Raw genomic sequence first — 15,923 nt, 5'->3', positions numbered from 1 at the left:
CGGCCCCGCTGAACAGGGGTGTCCCGGCGGCCGAGCCGCCGGCGGGGACCCCCGTACCCCGCCCTCGGCCCGGCCGCCGCGCTCCCCCGGTCAGCCGGCCACCCGGGTCACCTGGGGGTGATCAGCCTCGCCTCGTACGCGAACACCGCCGCCTGTGTGCGGTCCCGCAGGCCCAGCTTCACCAGGATCCGGCTCACATGGGTCTTGATCGTGGACTCTGCGACGAACAGCCGCGAGGCGATCTCCGCGTTCGACAGACCCTGGGCGATCAGGACCAGCACTTCCGTCTCCCGCTCGGTCAGCTCGCCGTAGGCCGCCTGGGCCGTGGCCGAGAGCCTCGGAGCGTCCGAGAGCCTGGAGAACTCGGTGATCAGCCGCTTGGTCACGGACGGGGCGAGCAACGCCTCCCCGGCCGCCACCACCCGCACCCCGTCGGCGAGTTGACGCGCCGAGGCGTCCTTGAGCAGAAAGCCCGAGGCTCCCGCGCGCAGCGCCTGATACACGTACTCGTCGAGGTCGAAGGTGGTCAGCACCAGCACCTTCGCGGCGCTGTCCGCGGCGACGATCTCCCGGGTCGCCTCGATGCCGTTCATCTCCGGCATGCGGATGTCCATCAGCACGACGTCCGGCCCGAGCTCACGGACCCGCTCGACCGCGTCCCGGCCGTTGACCGCCTCGCCCACCACCTCGATGTCCGGCATCGCGCCGAGCAGCACCGAGAAGCCCTCGCGGACCATCACCTGGTCGTCGGCTATCAGGACGCGGATGGTGCCGTTCGTCATCCGGATTCCTCCGCCGCCCGCAGCGGCACCGGCAGGAAGACCGTCACCTCGTAGCCCCCGTCGTCCGTCTCGCCCGTCGTCATCTCGCCGTCCAGCATCGTGACCCGCTCGCGCATGCCGGTGATGCCGTGCCCCGCGCCGTGGGTGGACTTCACCAGGGTCGTGGTCTGCGCGGGACCGTTGACTATGCGCAGGCCGAGCCCGCCGAGAACGTAGCCGATCTCGACGCGGGCCGTCGCGCCCGGCGCGTGCCGCAGGGTGTTGCTCAGCGCCTCCTGGACTATGCGATACGCCGACAGCTCCACGCCCTGCGGGAGTTCGCGCACCGCGCCCGTGACCGTCTTCTCCACGCTCAGACCCGCCTCCCGCACATTGGCGAGGAGCCCGCCGAGGTCGGCGAGGGTGGGCTGCGGGGCGTCCGGAGCCTCGTAGTCCGCGGCCCGCACGACACCGAGGACACGGCGCAGCTCGGTGAGCGCCGCCACCGCGTTCTCCCGGATCGTGACGAAGGCCTGCTCCAGCTCGGGCGGTGGGTTCTCCACCCGGTAGGGCGCGGCCTCCGCCTGGATGGCGACCACCGACATGTGGTGGGCGACCACGTCGTGCAGCTCGCGGGCGATCGTGGTGCGCTCCTCCAGGAGGGTGCGCCTGGAGCGCTCCTGCGCCGTCTCCGACTGGTGGGCGGTGACCTCCTGCTCGGCCGCGCGGCGTACATGCAGGACGGTGACGACCAGGAGGGCGAGGGCGGAGAGGAACAGCAGCGGAGCCGCGTTGCTCCCCATGTGCCCGGCGCCGAAGAGGGACTCGGACATGAATCCGTACCACGCGGTCACCCCCCACATCCAGGCGGCGGTGCGCGGCCGCGTCCGCAGCGCCACGACCGTCAGCACCACCAGGTGGGTGATGAAGGCACCCGGCGGCCAAGGCCAGTCGCCCCACCTGCCGCTGAACACGGCCGCGAACGGTGTCGCCGCCATGGAGAACCAGAAGGCTCCGACCGGCCGGACGAGCGTCAGCAGGACCGGGAGCAGCGCGAGGAGGCTGGGCACCAGGCTCTCGATGCCGGGGCCGCCCTGGTGCGTGGTGCTCGCGACGGCCATCGCGAGCAGTCCGCACGCCGTGACCACGGCGTGCGGAGTCCAGGCCGCGTACTCCCTGACGCGCTCGGGGAGGCGTCGGGCGAGCGGACCGTCCACCCGCATCCGCGGCAGCGGGTGGTAGGCGAAGGCGTCGTGGAACAGGTCCTGCCGCAGCCCGCGCAGGGCGTCCGCGGCCAGCCGGAACTCCGGGCTGCGGGGCTTGGCCCCGCCCGGCGGCTTCATCTGCGTCTGGGTCGTCTCGGTCACGTTCAAAACGGTAGGCCGCCTGCGGGGTCGCGGTCGTCACCAGTGAGAAGGGTCCTGCGGGATCCGTCTCAGGTACTACGGGTATCCCCCGGGCTCAGTAGCCGGACGGGCGCACCAGGCCCGACTCGTAGGCGAAGACCGCGGCCTGGGTGCGGTCGCGCAGGCCCAGCTTCACCAGGATGCGGCCCACATGGGTCTTCACGGTCTGCTCGGCGACGACCAGGCGCTCGGCGATCTCCGCGTTCGACAGGCCCTGCGCGATGAGGGCCAGCACCTCCGTCTCCCGCTCGGTCAACTCGCCCACGCGCTGCTTGAGCGGGGCGCGGGGTGTGGAGTCCAGGCGGGAGAACTCGGCGATGAGACGGCGCGTGATCCCGGGGGCGAGCAGCGCGTCGCCCGCCGCCACCACCCGTACCGCCTCGGCCAGCTGGTCGGCGGACGCGTCCTTGAGCAGGAACCCTGAGGCGCCGGCCCGCAGCGCCTCGTACACGTACTCGTCGAGGTCGAAGGTGGTGAGCACCAGCACCTTGATGTGCGGGGTCTCGCCGGTGATGCGTCGGGTCGCGTCGATGCCGCCGAGCTCGGGCATGCGGATGTCCATCAGCACGACGTCCGGGGCGAGTTCGGCGACCTTGGCGATCGCGTCCAGCCCGTCGACCGCCTGGCCGACCACCTCGATGTCGGGCTGGGTGTTGAGCAGCACGGTGAAACCCTGGCGGACCATCTGCTGGTCATCGGCGATCAGTACGCGGATGGTGCTGCTCGTCATGGGCTCTCGTCTCCTGTGCGGCCTGAACGATCGACGTCGGTGGAAGGGGAAGGGGAAGGTGAAAGGTCGGTGGAAGGGGCGTTGCCCGTGACCGCGCCGTCGCGGGGCAGGAAGGCCGCCACCACGAATCCGCCGTGCGAGGTCTCGGAGGTCACGAGGGTGCCGCCCAGCATCGCGGCGCGCTCCCGCATGCCGAGCAGCCCGTGCCCCGCGCCCGGGGACGGCGGGGCGGGACGCTCGGGTCTGGAGTTGATCACCCGCACCTGAAGCCCGCGCGGGAAGTGCCACAGCTCGACGCGGACCGCCGAACCGGGCGCGTGCCGCAGGGCGTTGCTCAGCGCCTCCTGGATGATCCGGTACGCCGACAGCTCCACGCCGGGCGGCAGTGGGAGCTGCTCGCCGGTGATCTCCGTGGTGACCTGGAGACCGGCGGCGCGGGTGTTCTCGACGAGGGCGTCGAGGCGGTCGAGCGTGGGCTGCGGGGAGTTGGGGGCGGCACCGGTGCCCGCACCGAGGCCGTAGGGGTCCTCGGGGTTCTCGGAGCGCAGCACGCCGAGGACGCGGCGCAGTTCGGTGAGCGCCTCCAGGGCGTTGTGCCGGATGCCCTCGAGGTTCTCCTTCAGCTCGTCGGAGGGGTTCTCGACCAGGTGCGGGGCGACCTGGGCCTGGATGGAGATGACCGACATGTGGTGGGCGACCACGTCGTGCAGCTCGCGCGCGATCCGGCTGCGCTCCTCGAGGAGCGTGCGGCGGGCGCGCTCCTCCTCGGTCTGCGAGGCCTGTGCGACGAGTTGGGTGCGGGCCTCGCGGCGGCCGCGCAGGGCGATGCCCAGGAGGACCACCGCGGCGAAGACGACGACCGCCAGGAACCCCGTCGAGTGGTACAGCTGCCCGCCGACCAGGCCCTGCATGACGTACGTCAGCAGGGCGGTCACGGACAGCGCGCCGATGGCCACTCGTGCGGGCAGCCGCAGTGCCAGCAGGAAGAGCACCAAGGCCTGCGCGATCAGCGCGGGTGAACTCCACGGCCAGTCGGGGCGCGACGCCGGGATGTCCGCCATCATGTGCGACCTGGCCCCGGCGGCGGCCAGGAGCGTGGCGCCCAGCGACAGCCACCACGCCGGCACGGGCCGCCGCAGGGCGAGGGCGAGCGCCACGCCCTGTGCGGCCCCGGTCGCCTCACCCAGCGGGACCCCGAGTCGATAGGTTTCGTCGAGCTCGGCCACGCCCTCGAGTGCGAGCACGAACGCGATCAGGCACAGCACCACGTGCGGCAGCCAGCGCAGCCAACGGGGCCGGGACAGCGGGGGCAGTGGGGCCGCCGAGGGTGACGCGAGGTCGGTGAGGACCTCGCGCAGGAGGACGCGGATCGGCTGGCTGTCCGGGGGCCTCGGCTCGGCGCTGGTCACGTGATCACCCTAGGCACGGCGGACCGTTCGCGACCCCGCCGGACCACCACGACGGTGGACGCGGACGACCCGGGAGGGACGGCCGGACCGGCGGCGCGGGCCCTGCTCGTAGGAGCGAAAGGCGACCCAGCAGACGCCGAGCGCGAAGGCGAAGACCGGAAGCCAGGCGAGGCGGGCCACCACCCAGCCCCAACCGTCGGGAACCATGTGCAGACCGGGCAGCCTTCCCACCAGCAGGCCCACGGCGGTGACCGCCATCATGGACGTCTGGTGCCAGAGGAATATCGTCATCGCCGACAGATTGACCAGGGCCACCGCAGCCCACGCCAGGGGGCGCCGCAACCACCGGCGCAACGGCTCGCGCAGCAGAAGAGCGAGGCCGCACTGGGCCATGCCGAAGGTGACCGCGGCCAGCGTCGGCGGGTTCAGGTTCGAGACCGCCGCACCCGGGACGCCGACCATCGACGCCGGGTAGCCGGCCCACGTCACCAGCACCACGGTCGCCGCCGCGCCGCACAGGAGCAGCACCCAGCCCGCACGCCGGCGGTCCAACTCGCCGCGCGTCCAGGCCGCGCCCAGCGTGTACGGGACCATCCAGCCCGCCGCCACGTTCACCCAGCCGAGCCAGGGCGGGCCGCCCAGTCCGAAGCGCATCAGGTCCACGTGGAGAACGACGGCCAGCGGCCACAGCGGGTTGAGCCGGGTGAGCAGGGGCGTCGCGGCGGTCAGTCCCGCGAAGACCAGGAGGAACCACAGCGGGGACAGGGCGAGTTTGACGAGGGTGTGGACCGTGCCGACTCCCGTGCCCGACGCGAGGAGGCCGACGGCGGCCACCGTCCAGAGAGTCAGTACCGCGGCCACGGGTGTGAAGAGCCGCGTGAGGCGGGCGCGCAGCCACTGTCCGTACGTCGTGCCGCGCGCCCGCGCCGACGCGTAGCCCTTCGTCGCCACATGGCCGCCGACCAGGAAGAACACCGCGAGCGTCTGGAAGACCCAGGACATGGGGGCCAGCCACGGCATGTGCTGCAACGGGCTCGCCGTGTGCAGCGCGCCGCCGTCCGCGACCAGGGCCGTCACCAGCCAGTGGCCCAGGACCACGCCGAGGATCGCGAAGGCGCGCAGGGCGTCAACCGCGCGGTCCCGCTCCGCGGGGGTGGCGGCGTCGATACGGCGGGCGCCGTCTCCGATGGCGTGGGTGGCGGTGCGCAGGGCGGCGGCCGTGTGCGTGGGGGTGGAGGGGGGTGTGGGGGTAGAGGAGGGTGTGGGGGTGGAGGGGGGTGTGCGTCGCTTCGGTGCGCTCTGTGAGGGCGCCTCTGGATGGGTCGTTCGGCGGGTGGCTGCCTCTTCATGAACCGTCGACTTACGCACGGGTTACCTCCGAGGTGTCTCCGAGGACGATCCGGGCGAGGTTGTCCAAGGACACGGAGCCCGGTTTGAAGTAGTCGCTGTGGCCGCCGGTGCCCGCCGCGAAGACGCGGGCGCCGAAGGCCGGGGACACCGGGTCGGCGCCGAAGCCGACGGTGGTGCCGAAGAGATCGGCGTGGACGTGCGGCACGCTCACGATCCAGTCGTCGGCGCCTCGGGCTGCCCAGATCCGGGCGGAGGTGCGCAGTGCCGACACGGAGTCCGCGCCGGTGCCCGGGCTGCCGATGAGGGCGATGTCGTCCACGTCCAGCCCGCGTGCCGCGCGGCCGCAGACGACCGTTCCGTACGAGTGGCACAGCAGGGAGACGTGCGCCTTCTCGCCGACGACGCCCCGCAGTTCGCGTATGAACCGCTTCAGCGGCGGGCCCGCGTCGTCGGCGCGGCCGGTCGTCAGGACCGTGGTGCTGACCGTGCCCGGTGTCTCGTAGCCGAGCCAGGCGATGACTGCCGTATGCGGACGTGAGGTGGATCCGAGGGCTCCGTGGGTTTCGTGGCGACCGTCGAGGCTGTTGAAGCTGTTGAGGCGATCTTGGAGGGCTGCCGCTCCTGCTCGGAAGCGGCCGTAGGTCTCCAAGGTCGTGTCGGAACCCGGGACCAGGACCGCGACGCGGTCGGCGTGGGCGAGGTCGCCGAGGACCTCGACGGCCAGTCCCTGGCCGCGGCCGTCGAAGGTGAGGAAGCGGCGGGAGGGGGCGGCCAGGGCATGGTCCGCGGCGGCGCGGGTGTGGTCGCCGTGGGCGGCGGCCATGCGGGACGCCTCCGCGGCGTTCGCCCGGTTCGCCGTGTATGCCTTGTCCAGCGTCGCTGTCGTCGGCGGGGCGAGGGCGGCGGGGGCCGGGGCGGGGATCCGGGGGCGGGCCGCTGCGGAGACGGGGACGACCACGGCGGCCGTGACCAGGGCGGCGAGCAGGGTGCGGCTCAGGCGCCGGAGGACTTGGGCACGGGGGGTGGGGGGCGGGGACTCTCCCGGTTGAGCCGAGTGGGTCGAGTGGGTCGAGTGCGCCGACGGGGTCGAAAGGGCCGACTCGAGTGGCCTGGGTGGCCTGGGTGGCTTGGACGGCTGAGGTGGGCCGGGCCGCTCAAGAGCCGGATCAGGTGGTGTTGTTCGGTTGGCTTTCGCCCTTCCCGCCGCGGTCGGCTTCCCCCGGAGCTCCATGGCGTCCTTCCCACCGGTCCGCCCGCTCATCGGGCGCCTCTGGATGGGAAGTTACGGATCATGACGTGTCGTTCGCGTCCCGCCAGGGAGCTCATCTTGGAGGTAGCTCTCAGGTACTACGGGTATGACCGGGGGACCCTGACCCTGAGCGACTCCGACTGCTACCAGGCCAGTTGGGCGATCTCCTCGGCCACCACCGCGCACGCGTCCGCCGCCGGGTCGATCAGCGGGAAGTGGCCCACTTCTTCCAGGAGCGTCAGGCCGACCACCTCGCCCGCCCTGGCCGCCGCCTCCGCGTACGACTCGGCGACCGCCTCCGGAACGATGACGTCGGTGCGACCCTGCACGAGGGTCGTGGCGATGCCGGTGGGGAGCAGGAACGCCGGGTCGGCGTACGGCAGCCGCTCCGCGAACCTGGCCTCGCCGCCGAGGAGTTGGCGGGAGGCGCCGGAGCAGACGTTCAGTTTCTCGGCGACCGTGAAGTCCGCGATCGGAGCGAGGGCCACGACACCACGCAGCGGGGCGGGTCGATCGGTGCGCCAAGGAGCGTCGGCGGGCAGGACGTGACGCGCGGCGGCCCACAGGGCGAGGTGGCCGCCGGCCGAGTGGCCGGTGATCACCGTGCGGCGGAGGTCCGCCCTCGGCAGGTGCTCGCGGGCGAGCGCCGGCAGCGCGTCGAGTGCGGCCGCGATGTCGTCGAAGGTGTCCGGCCAGCGGCCCGCGACCGGGCCCTCGCCGCCCTGCGCGGGGATCGCGGCGCCCCGGCGGTACTCCACGTTGGCCACGGCGAAGCCCCGGCGGGCCAGGAAGTCCGCGAACGGGGTGATGTGGCGGCGATCGTACGGGGCGCGCCAGGCGCCGCCGTGCAGGACGATCACCAGCGGGGCGGGAACCTCGGGGTCGGGCTCGCGCGGGGTGTAGAAGTCGATCACCTGGTCGGGATGGTCGCCGTACGTGGCGGTGACGTCGGGGTCGACCGGCGGGTGGGAGAAGGCCGAGGCCTCCTCGGCGGCGTCCCGTGCTGCGGCGTCGTCCGGCATGCTCCAACCTCTCAGCGGTGAAACGGATTTGGCGGACCAGGAGTGAATTCGGCCGTTGGCGGGGACGGTATCAGGCCCGTGACGTGCGTCTACACCCGGATGTCACGCTCGGTGAGGGGTAAACGGATCTGGTGTTTCGTTACGCTGGGTGGGTTACTTGAACGGCATTGCTAAGGAGTCCGTCATGTCCGCCGAGTCCGGCACCGTGGGTCGTGGCGAGTCCGGCACCGTAGGTCCTGGTGTACCCGGCACCGTACGTCCTGGCGGGCGTACCGCCCGGGTTCGTGCGGCCGTGTTGCGTGCCGCGGGGGACGTACTCGCCGAGGAGGGGTTCGCGCATCTCGATCTCGCCGATGTGGCGCGGCGGGCGGAGGTCGGGAAGACGACGGTGTACCGGCGGTGGGGGTCGGTGACGGGGCTCGTCGCCGATCTGCTGAGCGACATGGCGGAGCAGTCGTCGCCGCGTACGGAGACCGGGTCCGTACGCGGTGATCTGCGGGCCAACGCCGCGTTGGTGCGGCGGACGCTGGCCGATCCTCGGCAGGGGGCGTTGTTTCGGGCCGTGATCGCCGCGGCGACGTGCGATGTGCGTACGGCGGAGGCGTTGCGGCGGTTCTATGACGTGCGGGTGAGTGAGTGGGTGCCGTGTGTCGAGGAGGGGGTGGCTCGGGGGGAGTTGCCCGTGGGGACCGATGCGGCGATGGTCGTACGGGCGGTGTCGGCGCCGTTGTACTACTCGTTGCTGACTGTTGGGGTGGTGCCGGACGAGGGGGCTGCTGAGCGGGCGGCGGAGGGGGCGTTCGCTGCGGCGGTGGCGGGGGTGTACGTCGTCGGGGGGTGAACCGGCGTGGGGGTCGGCCGGGGGTTGATCGCCCCCGCCGCCCCTACCCGTCCCATCCCAGGGGCTCCGCCCCTTCAACCCCGAACCCACGCGGGGCTGCCGCCCCCGAACCCCCCGCGGGGCTCCGCCTCCGCACCGTGCGGGGAACCGCTCGTCGTCAGGTCACCGTTTCCCCCAGCACCCGTGCCGCCCGTTCCACGTCCCCGAAGCCCACGTACAGGGGGGTGAAGCCGAAGCGGAGGACGTCGGGGTGGCGGAAGTCGCCCACGACGCCCCCTTCGATCAGGCGCTTCATCACCTCGCCCGCGTCCGCGCAGCGCAGGGCGACCTGGCTGCCGCGTTCGGCGTGGTGGGATGGGGTCAGGGACTCGACGCGCCCCCGGGGGACGTACGCCTCGACGCATTCCAGGAAGAAGTCGGTCAGGGCGAGGGACTTGGCACGGACGGAGTCGATCGAGACGCCCTCCCACACCTCCAGCGCGGCCTCCAGGGCCAGCATGGAGAGGATGTCCGGAGTGCCGACGCGGCCCCGCAGGGCGCCGGGGGCCGGTTCGTAGGCGGGGCTCATGCCGAAGGGGTCGGCGTGGGAGTTCCAGCCGGGGAGCGGAGAGTCGAAACGGGGCTGGAGGTCGGCGCGGACGTAGAGGTACGCCGGTGAGCCCGGGCCTCCGTTCAGGTACTTGTATGTGCAGCCGACGGCCAGGTCGACCCCGTGGGTGTCGAGGTCCACCGGCAGTGCCCCGGCACTGTGGCACAGGTCCCAGACCGCCAGGGCGCCCGCGTCGTGGATCGCGGAGGTGAGGGCCGGGAGGTCGTGCAGACGGCCGGTGCGGTAGTCGACGTGGTTCAGGAGGACCGCCGCTGTGCGGGGGCCCAGTGCGGAGGGGACGTCCGCCGGATCCAGGGGGCGCAGTTCGCAGCCTGTCAGGCGGGCCGCGGACGCCGCGATGTAGCCGTCCGTCGGGAACGTCGTCGCGTCGACGATGATCTCGTCACGCCCGTCGGAGGTCAGGGCGGCCAGGCGGACCGCTCCCACCAGGGCCTTGAAGACGTTCACGCTCGTGGAGTCGCCCACCACGATCTGGCCGGGGGCCGCTCCGACCAGCGGCGCGATGCGGTCGCCGATCCGTTCCGGTGCCGTCCACCAGCCGCTCTCCTCCCAGGAGCGGATGCGCATTTCGCCCCACTGGCGGCGTACGACGTCGTCGACCCGGCCGGGGACCGACGCCGGGAGCGCGCCGAGCGAGTTCCCGTCGAGGTACACCACGTCGTCCAGGACGAACTGTGCGCGCGTTTTGGCGAGTTCGTCGGACGCGTCCAGCTCGGCGGCCCTGACACCCAGGTCGGACCGCTCGGAGATACCCAGTTCAGACCGCGGTTCAGACCGCAGTTCAGACCGCTCAGACATGAGACCTCGCCGTCCACAGCTCGGGGAACACGTTCTTCTGCGCCCGCTTCTCCAGCCACGCCACCCCGGCGGAGCCACCCGTGCCCGTCTTCGCGCCCATCGCGCGGCGCGTCGCGACGAGATGGTCGTTGCGCCATCGCCACACCAGTTCGGCGACGTCCGTCAACGCCTCACCGAGGCGGGCGAGTTCGTCGTGCTCGTCGCCCGCGTACAGGGCCGTCCACACCGCCTCCACCTCCGCCGAGGACTCGTAACGCCGGGACACGTCCCGGACGAGCACGGACTCGGGGACCGCGTGCCCGCGGCGCGCCAGCAGCCTCAGGACCTCGTCGTAGAGGCTCGGTTCGTGCAGTGCCTTCTCCAGTTCCGCATGCACGCGCGGCGCGCCCCGGTGCGGGACCAGCATGGACGCGGACTTCTCGCCGAGCAGGAACTCCATCCGGCGGTACATCGCGGACTGGAAGCCGGATCCCTCGCCGAGGGCCGAGCGGTACGAGTTGAACTGGGCGGGGGTGAGCTGGGCGAGGGGCCGCCAGGAGGCGTTCAGCGCCTCCAGCTCCCGTACGGACCGCTTCAGCGCGGCCACCGCGACCGGCACCCGGTCCTCGCGGAGCGCGTTCGCCGCGGTCTCCCACTCGTGGACGATGACCGTGAACCACAGCTCCATGACCTGGGTGGTGACCAGGAAGACCATCTCTCCGGGGTCGTCGGAGAGGGTGTGCTGGAGGTGGGTCAGAACGTCCGCCTGGACGTAGTCCTCGTACGGGGTCGTTCCTTGGAAGTCGAGATGCGGGGTCTCGGGCTCCTGAGCCTCGACGGGCTGAGCCTGCTGGGACGACATCGCTGTCTCCTGATGCGTACTCCGGGTAGCGGTCCGCCCCTGCCGTTTTCGACACGGGGGCCCCGGTCCCCACCGGGCATCCTCCACAATGGTCACCCGAAACCGCAAGGTCCGCCCGGTCACATCGACCGGGCGGACCCATATGACCTGCGAGTACATCCTGGGAGGACTCAGCCCAGCGTCTGCGCCGCCGTCGGCGAGGAGTCCTTCAGGAACTGGCTGCAGCGCTCGTACTCCTCCTGCTCGCCGATCGTCTGCGCGGCGCGGGCGAGGGCGTGCAGGGCGCGCAGGAAGCCGCGGTTGGGCTCGTGCTCCCAGGGCACCGGGCCGTGGCCCTTCCAGCCGCCCCGGCGCAGGGAGTCCAGGCCGCGGTGGTAGCCCGTACGGGCGTATGCGTACGACTCGACGACACTGCCTCGCTCGAACGCGTCGTCGGCCAGCTGGGCCCAGGCGAGCGAGGAGGTGGGGTACTTGGCGGCGACGTCCGCGGGCGCCGTGCCGTTCGCGAGGAGCTCGCGCGGCTGCGGGTCGTCGGGGAGGTGAGTCGGGGGCGGGCCCCCGAGGAGGTTCTCGTGAATCGTCATACGTTCCAGTCTGCGGCACCCTCCGGGGGTTGTGCCGTACGGGGTACCCGGTGCCCGAGCAGCCGCCCCGCAGCCACGGCGGGCGGCCCCGCCTCCCGGTCTCACTCGGGCTGGGGCGGGCGCGGGCGCGAAGGCTCCAGTGGCGGGGACGTCACACAGCCGTGCGTACGGCACTGGGGGTGCCGGCAGTCGGGGGCCGGGCGGCGCACGGTGGTGAAGGCCAGCACCGCCCCGACGACCAGCACCCCGGCGCACAGGGGCATCGCACGCCGGAAGGCGGCGTTGAAGGCGTCCGCCGAGCGGTACGCCTCCGGGCCCATCCCGGTCAGCAGGGGCAGCGCGGCCACCGCGATCAGTCCGGCCGCGCGGGCCGCCGCGTTGTTGATCCCGCTGGCCAGGCCCGCCCGCCCGGCGTCCACGGAGGCGAGGACGGTCGCGGTCAGGGGCGCGACCAGGGTCACCATGCCCGCGCCCATCACCACCAGCGCGGGAAGCACATCGCCGAGGTACGAGGCGTGCGGGCCCACCCGCAGCATGAGCAGCATGCCCGTCGCACACAGCAGCGGGCCGACGGTGAGCGGGATGCGCGGGCCGATGCGCTGGGCGAGCTCGCCGGAGCGGGCGGAGAAGAGCAGCATCAGGACGGTCGTGGGCAGCAGTGCCGTACCGGCGCCCAGGGCCGAATAGCCCGCCACGACCTGGAGCTGGAGCGCGGTCAGGAAGAAGAAGCCGCCGAAGGCCGCGTACACGCACAGCGTGACGAGGTTGACGGCCGTGAACTGCCGCGACGAGAAGATGTCCGGCGGCATCATCGGGTCGGGCCGGCGCCGCTCGACGTACACGAAGGCCACACCGGCCGCCACGCCCCCGACCGCCGACACCCAGACCAGTACGGAACCGCTCGTGGCCTCGATCAGGGCGTACGTCACCAGGGCGAGCGCCAGGGCGCCGAGGACGGCGCCCAGGACGTCGAAGCCCCGGCCGTGCGCACGGCCGTCGGACGACTCGGGGACGTGGCGCACGGCGATGGGGGCGCAGATCAGCGCCACCGGAACGTTGAGCAGGAAGACCCAGCGCCAGCCGGGACCGTCCACCAGCCAGCCGCCCAGGAACGGGCCGACCGCCGCGCCGACGCCACCGAAGCCCGACCACAGGCCGACGGCCCTGGCACGGTCGTCCGGGTGGAAGGACGCCTGGATGATCGCGAGCGAACCGGGGGTGAGCAGGGCTCCGCCGATGCCCTGCAGGGCGCGGGCCGCGATCAGTACGCCGCCGGTGGGCGCGAGGCCGCACAGCAGCGAGGCGGAGGCGAACCACACCACGCCGAGCACGAAGATCTTGCGCCGTCCGAAGCGGTCGCCGAGTGACCCGCCGAGCAGGATCAGGCCCGCGAGGGTCAGCATGTACGCGTTCACGGTCCACTGGAGTGCCGCGAGGCCCGTGCCCAGGTCACGGCCGATCGTGGGCAGCGCGACGTTGACGACCGTCGAGTCCAGCATGGCCATGCTGGAGCCGAGGACGGTGGTCAGCAGGATCCACTTGCCGGTGGGACTGGAGATCCGCACATCGGGACCCGGCCCCGCTCCCTCGCCCGATGTTTTCCGCAGAGGCACAGCCATACTTCGGAGCATACGGAAGGGCCCGGCACCGTGGGGGTGCCGAGCCCTTACTCGTACGGTCCTGACCGGGGCAACCCGGGTAGCGACCGGGGGAACCCGGGTGACTACTTGAGCTTGTTGCCCGCGGAGCGCAGCATCTCGCACGCCTCGGTGACCCGCCCCGCCATGCCCGCCTCGGCGAGCTTGCCCCAGGTGCGCGGGTCGTAGGTCTTCTTGGAGCCGACCTCGCCGTCGACCTTCAGGACACCGTCGTAGTTCTTGAACATGTGGTCCGCGACGGGGCGCGTGAAGGCGTACTGGGTGTCGGTGTCGAGGTTCATCTTCACGACGCCGTTCTCCAGCGCGGTGGCGATCTCCTCGGCCGTGGAGCCGGAGCCGCCGTGGAAGACGAAGTCGAACGGGGACGGCTTGCCGTACTTGGCGGCGACGCCGTCGTTCAGCTCCTTCAGGAGGTCGGGGCGCAGGACGACGTTGCCCGGCTTGTAGACGCCGTGCACGTTGCCGAAGGACGCGGCCAGCAGGTAGCGGCCCTTCTCGCCCAGGCCGAGCGCCTCGGCAGTGCGCAGCGCGTCGTCGACGGTGGTGTAGAGGGAGTCGTTGATCTCGTGGCTGACGCCGTCCTCCTCACCGCCGGTCGGGGTGATCTCGACCTCGAGGATGATCTTCGCGGCGGCGGCCTTGGCGAGCAGCTCCTGGGCGATGGCCAGGTTGTCGGCGAGGGTCTCGGCGGAGCCGTCCCACATGTGCGACTGGAACAGCGGGTTCTTGCCCTTGGCGACGCGCTCGGCGGAGATGTCGAGCAGCGGACGTACGTACGTGTCCAGCTTGTCCTTGGGGCAGTGGTCCGTGTGCAGCGCGACGGTGATGTCGTACTTGGCGGCGACGATGTGCGCGAACTCGGCGAGCGCGACGGCGCCGGTCACCATGTCCTTCTTGTGCTGGCCGCCGAGGAACTCCGCACCACCGGTGGACATCTGGATGATGCCGTCGCTCTCCGCCTCCGCGAAGCCGCGCAGAGCAGCGTGCAGGGTCTGGGAGGAGGTCACGTTGATGGCCGGGTAGGCGAACTTGCCTGCCTTCGCCCGGTCGAGCATCTCGTTGTAGACCTCGGGGGTTGCGATGGGCATCTGTCCGCTCCTTGTATGTGCGGGTCTGCGTACCGCTGCTGCGGCACGACGGGACTGGTGCTTACGGCCCTGACCTAGGGGGGCGACGTCATCGTCGGCCCCATCTTTCCAGACTTGGCCGGATGCTCCAGACACCCTGTCCGGGATACGGGACCCCGAGTTCCGCGGGGTCCCGTGCCGGGCCCTAGTCCAGGCCGAGATCCGTCTTGGAGTAGGCGAAGAGGTACGGCACTCCGGCCTGCTCGGCGACCGCCTCGGCGGCACCGGTGTCCCGGTCCACGATCGTGGCCACGGCGACGACCTCGGCACCGGCTTCGCGCAGCGCCTCCACCGCGGTCAGCACCGAGCCACCGGTGGTGGAGGTGTCCTCGACCGCCAGGACACGGCGTCCCTTGACCTCGGCACCCTCGATGCGACGCTGGAGGCCGTGGGCCTTGCCGACCTTGCGCACGACGAAGGCGTCCAGCGTCTTCCCGCGCGCGGCGGAGGCGTGCAGCATCGAGGTCGCGACCGGGTCCGCTCCGAGGGTCAGGCCGCCGACGGCCTCGTAGTCGAGTTCGTCGGTCAGGTCGAGCATGACCTGACCGACCAGCGGCGCGGCCACACCGTCGAGCGTGATCCGGCGAAGGTCGATGTAGTAGTCGGCTTCCTTGCCCGACGAAAGGGTCACCTTGCCGTGCACCACGGCCTTGTCCTTGATCTGCTGCAGCAGCGCGCCGCGTACGTCACTCATGTCCGCCAGCTTAGAGGCGCCGCCAGCTCCAGGTCATGGTCGCCTCGAGCGGGTCGATGGGGGTGACCAGGCGCGGGTGGGTGTTCAGCCCGTTGGGCGGGCCGGTCTGCGGCTCGACGCAGACGGCGGCCTCCTGCTCGTCGTACACCACCACCCACTCCTGCCTGCTGGCGACCTTCAGCTCCAACTGCCCCGGCCAGGTGAGCGTGACGTCGACGCCGCCGGGCATGCCGAAGCAGTCGTCCCAGGGGCTGGGCTTCGGCTCGATGCGGTGGCCGGTCGGCAGGTGGTCCTCGCCGCGTTCCTCCTGCCAGGCCGGGGTGAAGTCGACCTGGACGTCTTCTTGGCCGAGGTTCCTGTTGAACCACGGGTGCCAGCCGACCTGCGCGGGGAACGAGTCCTCGTACGTCTCCACGGACATGGTGACCGTGAAGGCGTCCTCGGTCAGGGTGAAGAGCTGGGTGACGCGGCCGGGGTGGGGCCAGGGGGCCACGAGGTCGTACGTGATCACAGCCTCGGACTTGCCGGTGCGGGCGGTGCGCCAGGCGCTGTCCCGGGCGGTGCCGTGGATGGCGTGCGGTGGGGCGTTGAGCGGCATCTGCTGGATGGTGGCGCCGTCCAGGAAGCGGCCGTCGCGGATTCTTCCGCACCACGGGACCATCGGGAAGCAGCCGAACTTCTGGCCCTGCCGCAGTAGTTCGGCGTCGCCGATTCGTAGACTGCCGATCCGTCCGCCGTTGCCGGGTGTGACGGTCACTTCCGCGTCGCCCGCGGTCAGCGTGATGTCTTCGTTACTCACGCAGTTGACCCTACTGGGCCGGATTCTCTGTTCGCCCCCGCCGC

Annotated in this window: 15 protein-coding genes; 1 reads left to right on the top strand and 14 read right to left on the bottom strand. The window is 71.8% G+C overall.

Annotated features, from left to right (window positions below):
• Positions 1-107: 107 nt before the first annotated feature.
• The 7 genes from ACIRA5_RS17755 to ACIRA5_RS17725 all read right to left on the bottom strand — a co-directional run bounded on the left by ACIRA5_RS17755 (position 108) and on the right by ACIRA5_RS17725 (position 7,927).
• Positions 108-782, bottom strand: coding sequence for a response regulator transcription factor (locus tag ACIRA5_RS17755; RefSeq protein WP_099942568.1), 675 nt, complete (start codon positions 780-782; stop codon positions 108-110).
• Positions 779-2,128, bottom strand: a complete 1,350-nt coding sequence (locus ACIRA5_RS17750; RefSeq protein ID WP_403691665.1) for a sensor histidine kinase — start codon at positions 2,126-2,128, stop codon at positions 779-781. The genes ACIRA5_RS17755 and ACIRA5_RS17750 overlap by 4 nt, the downstream gene beginning before the upstream one ends.
• Positions 2,129-2,222: 94 nt before the next feature.
• Positions 2,223-2,897 (bottom strand): response regulator transcription factor, encoded by a 675-nt coding sequence (locus ACIRA5_RS17745; RefSeq protein WP_054231356.1) that lies wholly within the window; start codon positions 2,895-2,897, stop codon positions 2,223-2,225.
• The gene (locus ACIRA5_RS17740) at positions 2,894-4,306 is read right to left on the bottom strand and encodes a sensor histidine kinase (RefSeq protein ID WP_403691663.1); all 1,413 of its coding nucleotides are present in this window, start codon (positions 4,304-4,306) and stop codon (positions 2,894-2,896) included. The genes ACIRA5_RS17745 and ACIRA5_RS17740 overlap by 4 nt, the downstream gene beginning before the upstream one ends.
• A 9-nt stretch (positions 4,307-4,315) precedes the next feature.
• Positions 4,316-5,494, bottom strand: a complete 1,179-nt coding sequence (locus ACIRA5_RS17735) for an acyltransferase (protein ID WP_403691933.1) — start codon at positions 5,492-5,494, stop codon at positions 4,316-4,318.
• 172 nt (positions 5,495-5,666) lie between these two features.
• Positions 5,667-6,653 carry an alpha/beta hydrolase gene (locus ACIRA5_RS17730; protein ID WP_403691931.1) on the bottom strand — a complete coding sequence of 329 codons (987 nt, stop codon included), beginning with the start codon at positions 6,651-6,653 and terminating at the stop codon, positions 5,667-5,669.
• Positions 6,654-7,048: 395 nt separating this feature from the next.
• Complete coding sequence (locus tag ACIRA5_RS17725; protein ID WP_403691662.1) at positions 7,049-7,927, bottom strand: alpha/beta hydrolase; 879 nt, start codon at positions 7,925-7,927, stop codon at positions 7,049-7,051.
• A 184-nt stretch (positions 7,928-8,111) separates the two neighbouring features.
• Between ACIRA5_RS17725 and ACIRA5_RS17720 the strand changes: the two genes are divergently transcribed.
• A complete protein-coding gene (locus tag ACIRA5_RS17720; RefSeq protein WP_403691660.1) occupies positions 8,112-8,768 on the top strand; it encodes a TetR/AcrR family transcriptional regulator in 657 nt (218 codons plus the stop codon).
• A 157-nt stretch (positions 8,769-8,925) separates the two neighbouring features.
• Here the strand turns inward: ACIRA5_RS17720 and kynU are convergent, their stop codons facing one another.
• From kynU to ACIRA5_RS17685, 7 genes are all read right to left on the bottom strand, one after another.
• Entirely contained in the window at positions 8,926-10,176 is a 1,251-nt protein-coding gene (kynU, locus tag ACIRA5_RS17715) for a kynureninase (RefSeq protein ID WP_403691658.1), read from the bottom strand.
• Positions 10,169-11,017 (bottom strand): tryptophan 2,3-dioxygenase family protein, encoded by an 849-nt coding sequence (locus tag ACIRA5_RS17710; protein ID WP_403691657.1) that lies wholly within the window; start codon positions 11,015-11,017, stop codon positions 10,169-10,171. Before ACIRA5_RS17710 ends, kynU begins: the two co-directional genes overlap by 8 nt.
• Positions 11,018-11,187: 170 nt before the next feature.
• Positions 11,188-11,601 (bottom strand): DUF3151 domain-containing protein, encoded by a 414-nt coding sequence (locus tag ACIRA5_RS17705; protein WP_352051432.1) that lies wholly within the window; start codon positions 11,599-11,601, stop codon positions 11,188-11,190.
• 101 nt (positions 11,602-11,702) lie between these two features.
• Positions 11,703-13,220 (bottom strand): MFS transporter, encoded by a 1,518-nt coding sequence (locus ACIRA5_RS17700; protein ID WP_403691655.1) that lies wholly within the window; start codon positions 13,218-13,220, stop codon positions 11,703-11,705.
• Between the two features lie 104 nt (positions 13,221-13,324).
• Positions 13,325-14,347: a class II fructose-bisphosphate aldolase gene (fbaA, locus tag ACIRA5_RS17695; protein WP_403691654.1), complete on the bottom strand. Its 1,023-nt coding sequence runs from the start codon at positions 14,345-14,347 to the stop codon at positions 13,325-13,327.
• A gap of 184 nt (positions 14,348-14,531) precedes the next feature.
• Positions 14,532-15,080 carry an orotate phosphoribosyltransferase gene (gene pyrE / locus ACIRA5_RS17690; protein WP_403691652.1) on the bottom strand — a complete coding sequence of 183 codons (549 nt, stop codon included), beginning with the start codon at positions 15,078-15,080 and terminating at the stop codon, positions 14,532-14,534.
• Positions 15,081-15,090: 10 nt separating this feature from the next.
• On the bottom strand, positions 15,091-15,879 hold the full coding sequence (locus ACIRA5_RS17685) for an aldose 1-epimerase (protein WP_403691651.1): 789 nt from the start codon (positions 15,877-15,879) through the stop codon (positions 15,091-15,093).
• Positions 15,880-15,923: the final 44 nt, after the last annotated feature.

Source organism: Streptomyces sp. NPDC096311 (assembly GCF_044763085.1).
Classification (GTDB): domain Bacteria; phylum Actinomycetota; class Actinomycetes; order Streptomycetales; family Streptomycetaceae; genus Streptomyces.
This window is presented reverse-complemented; position numbering and strand designations above follow the sequence as displayed.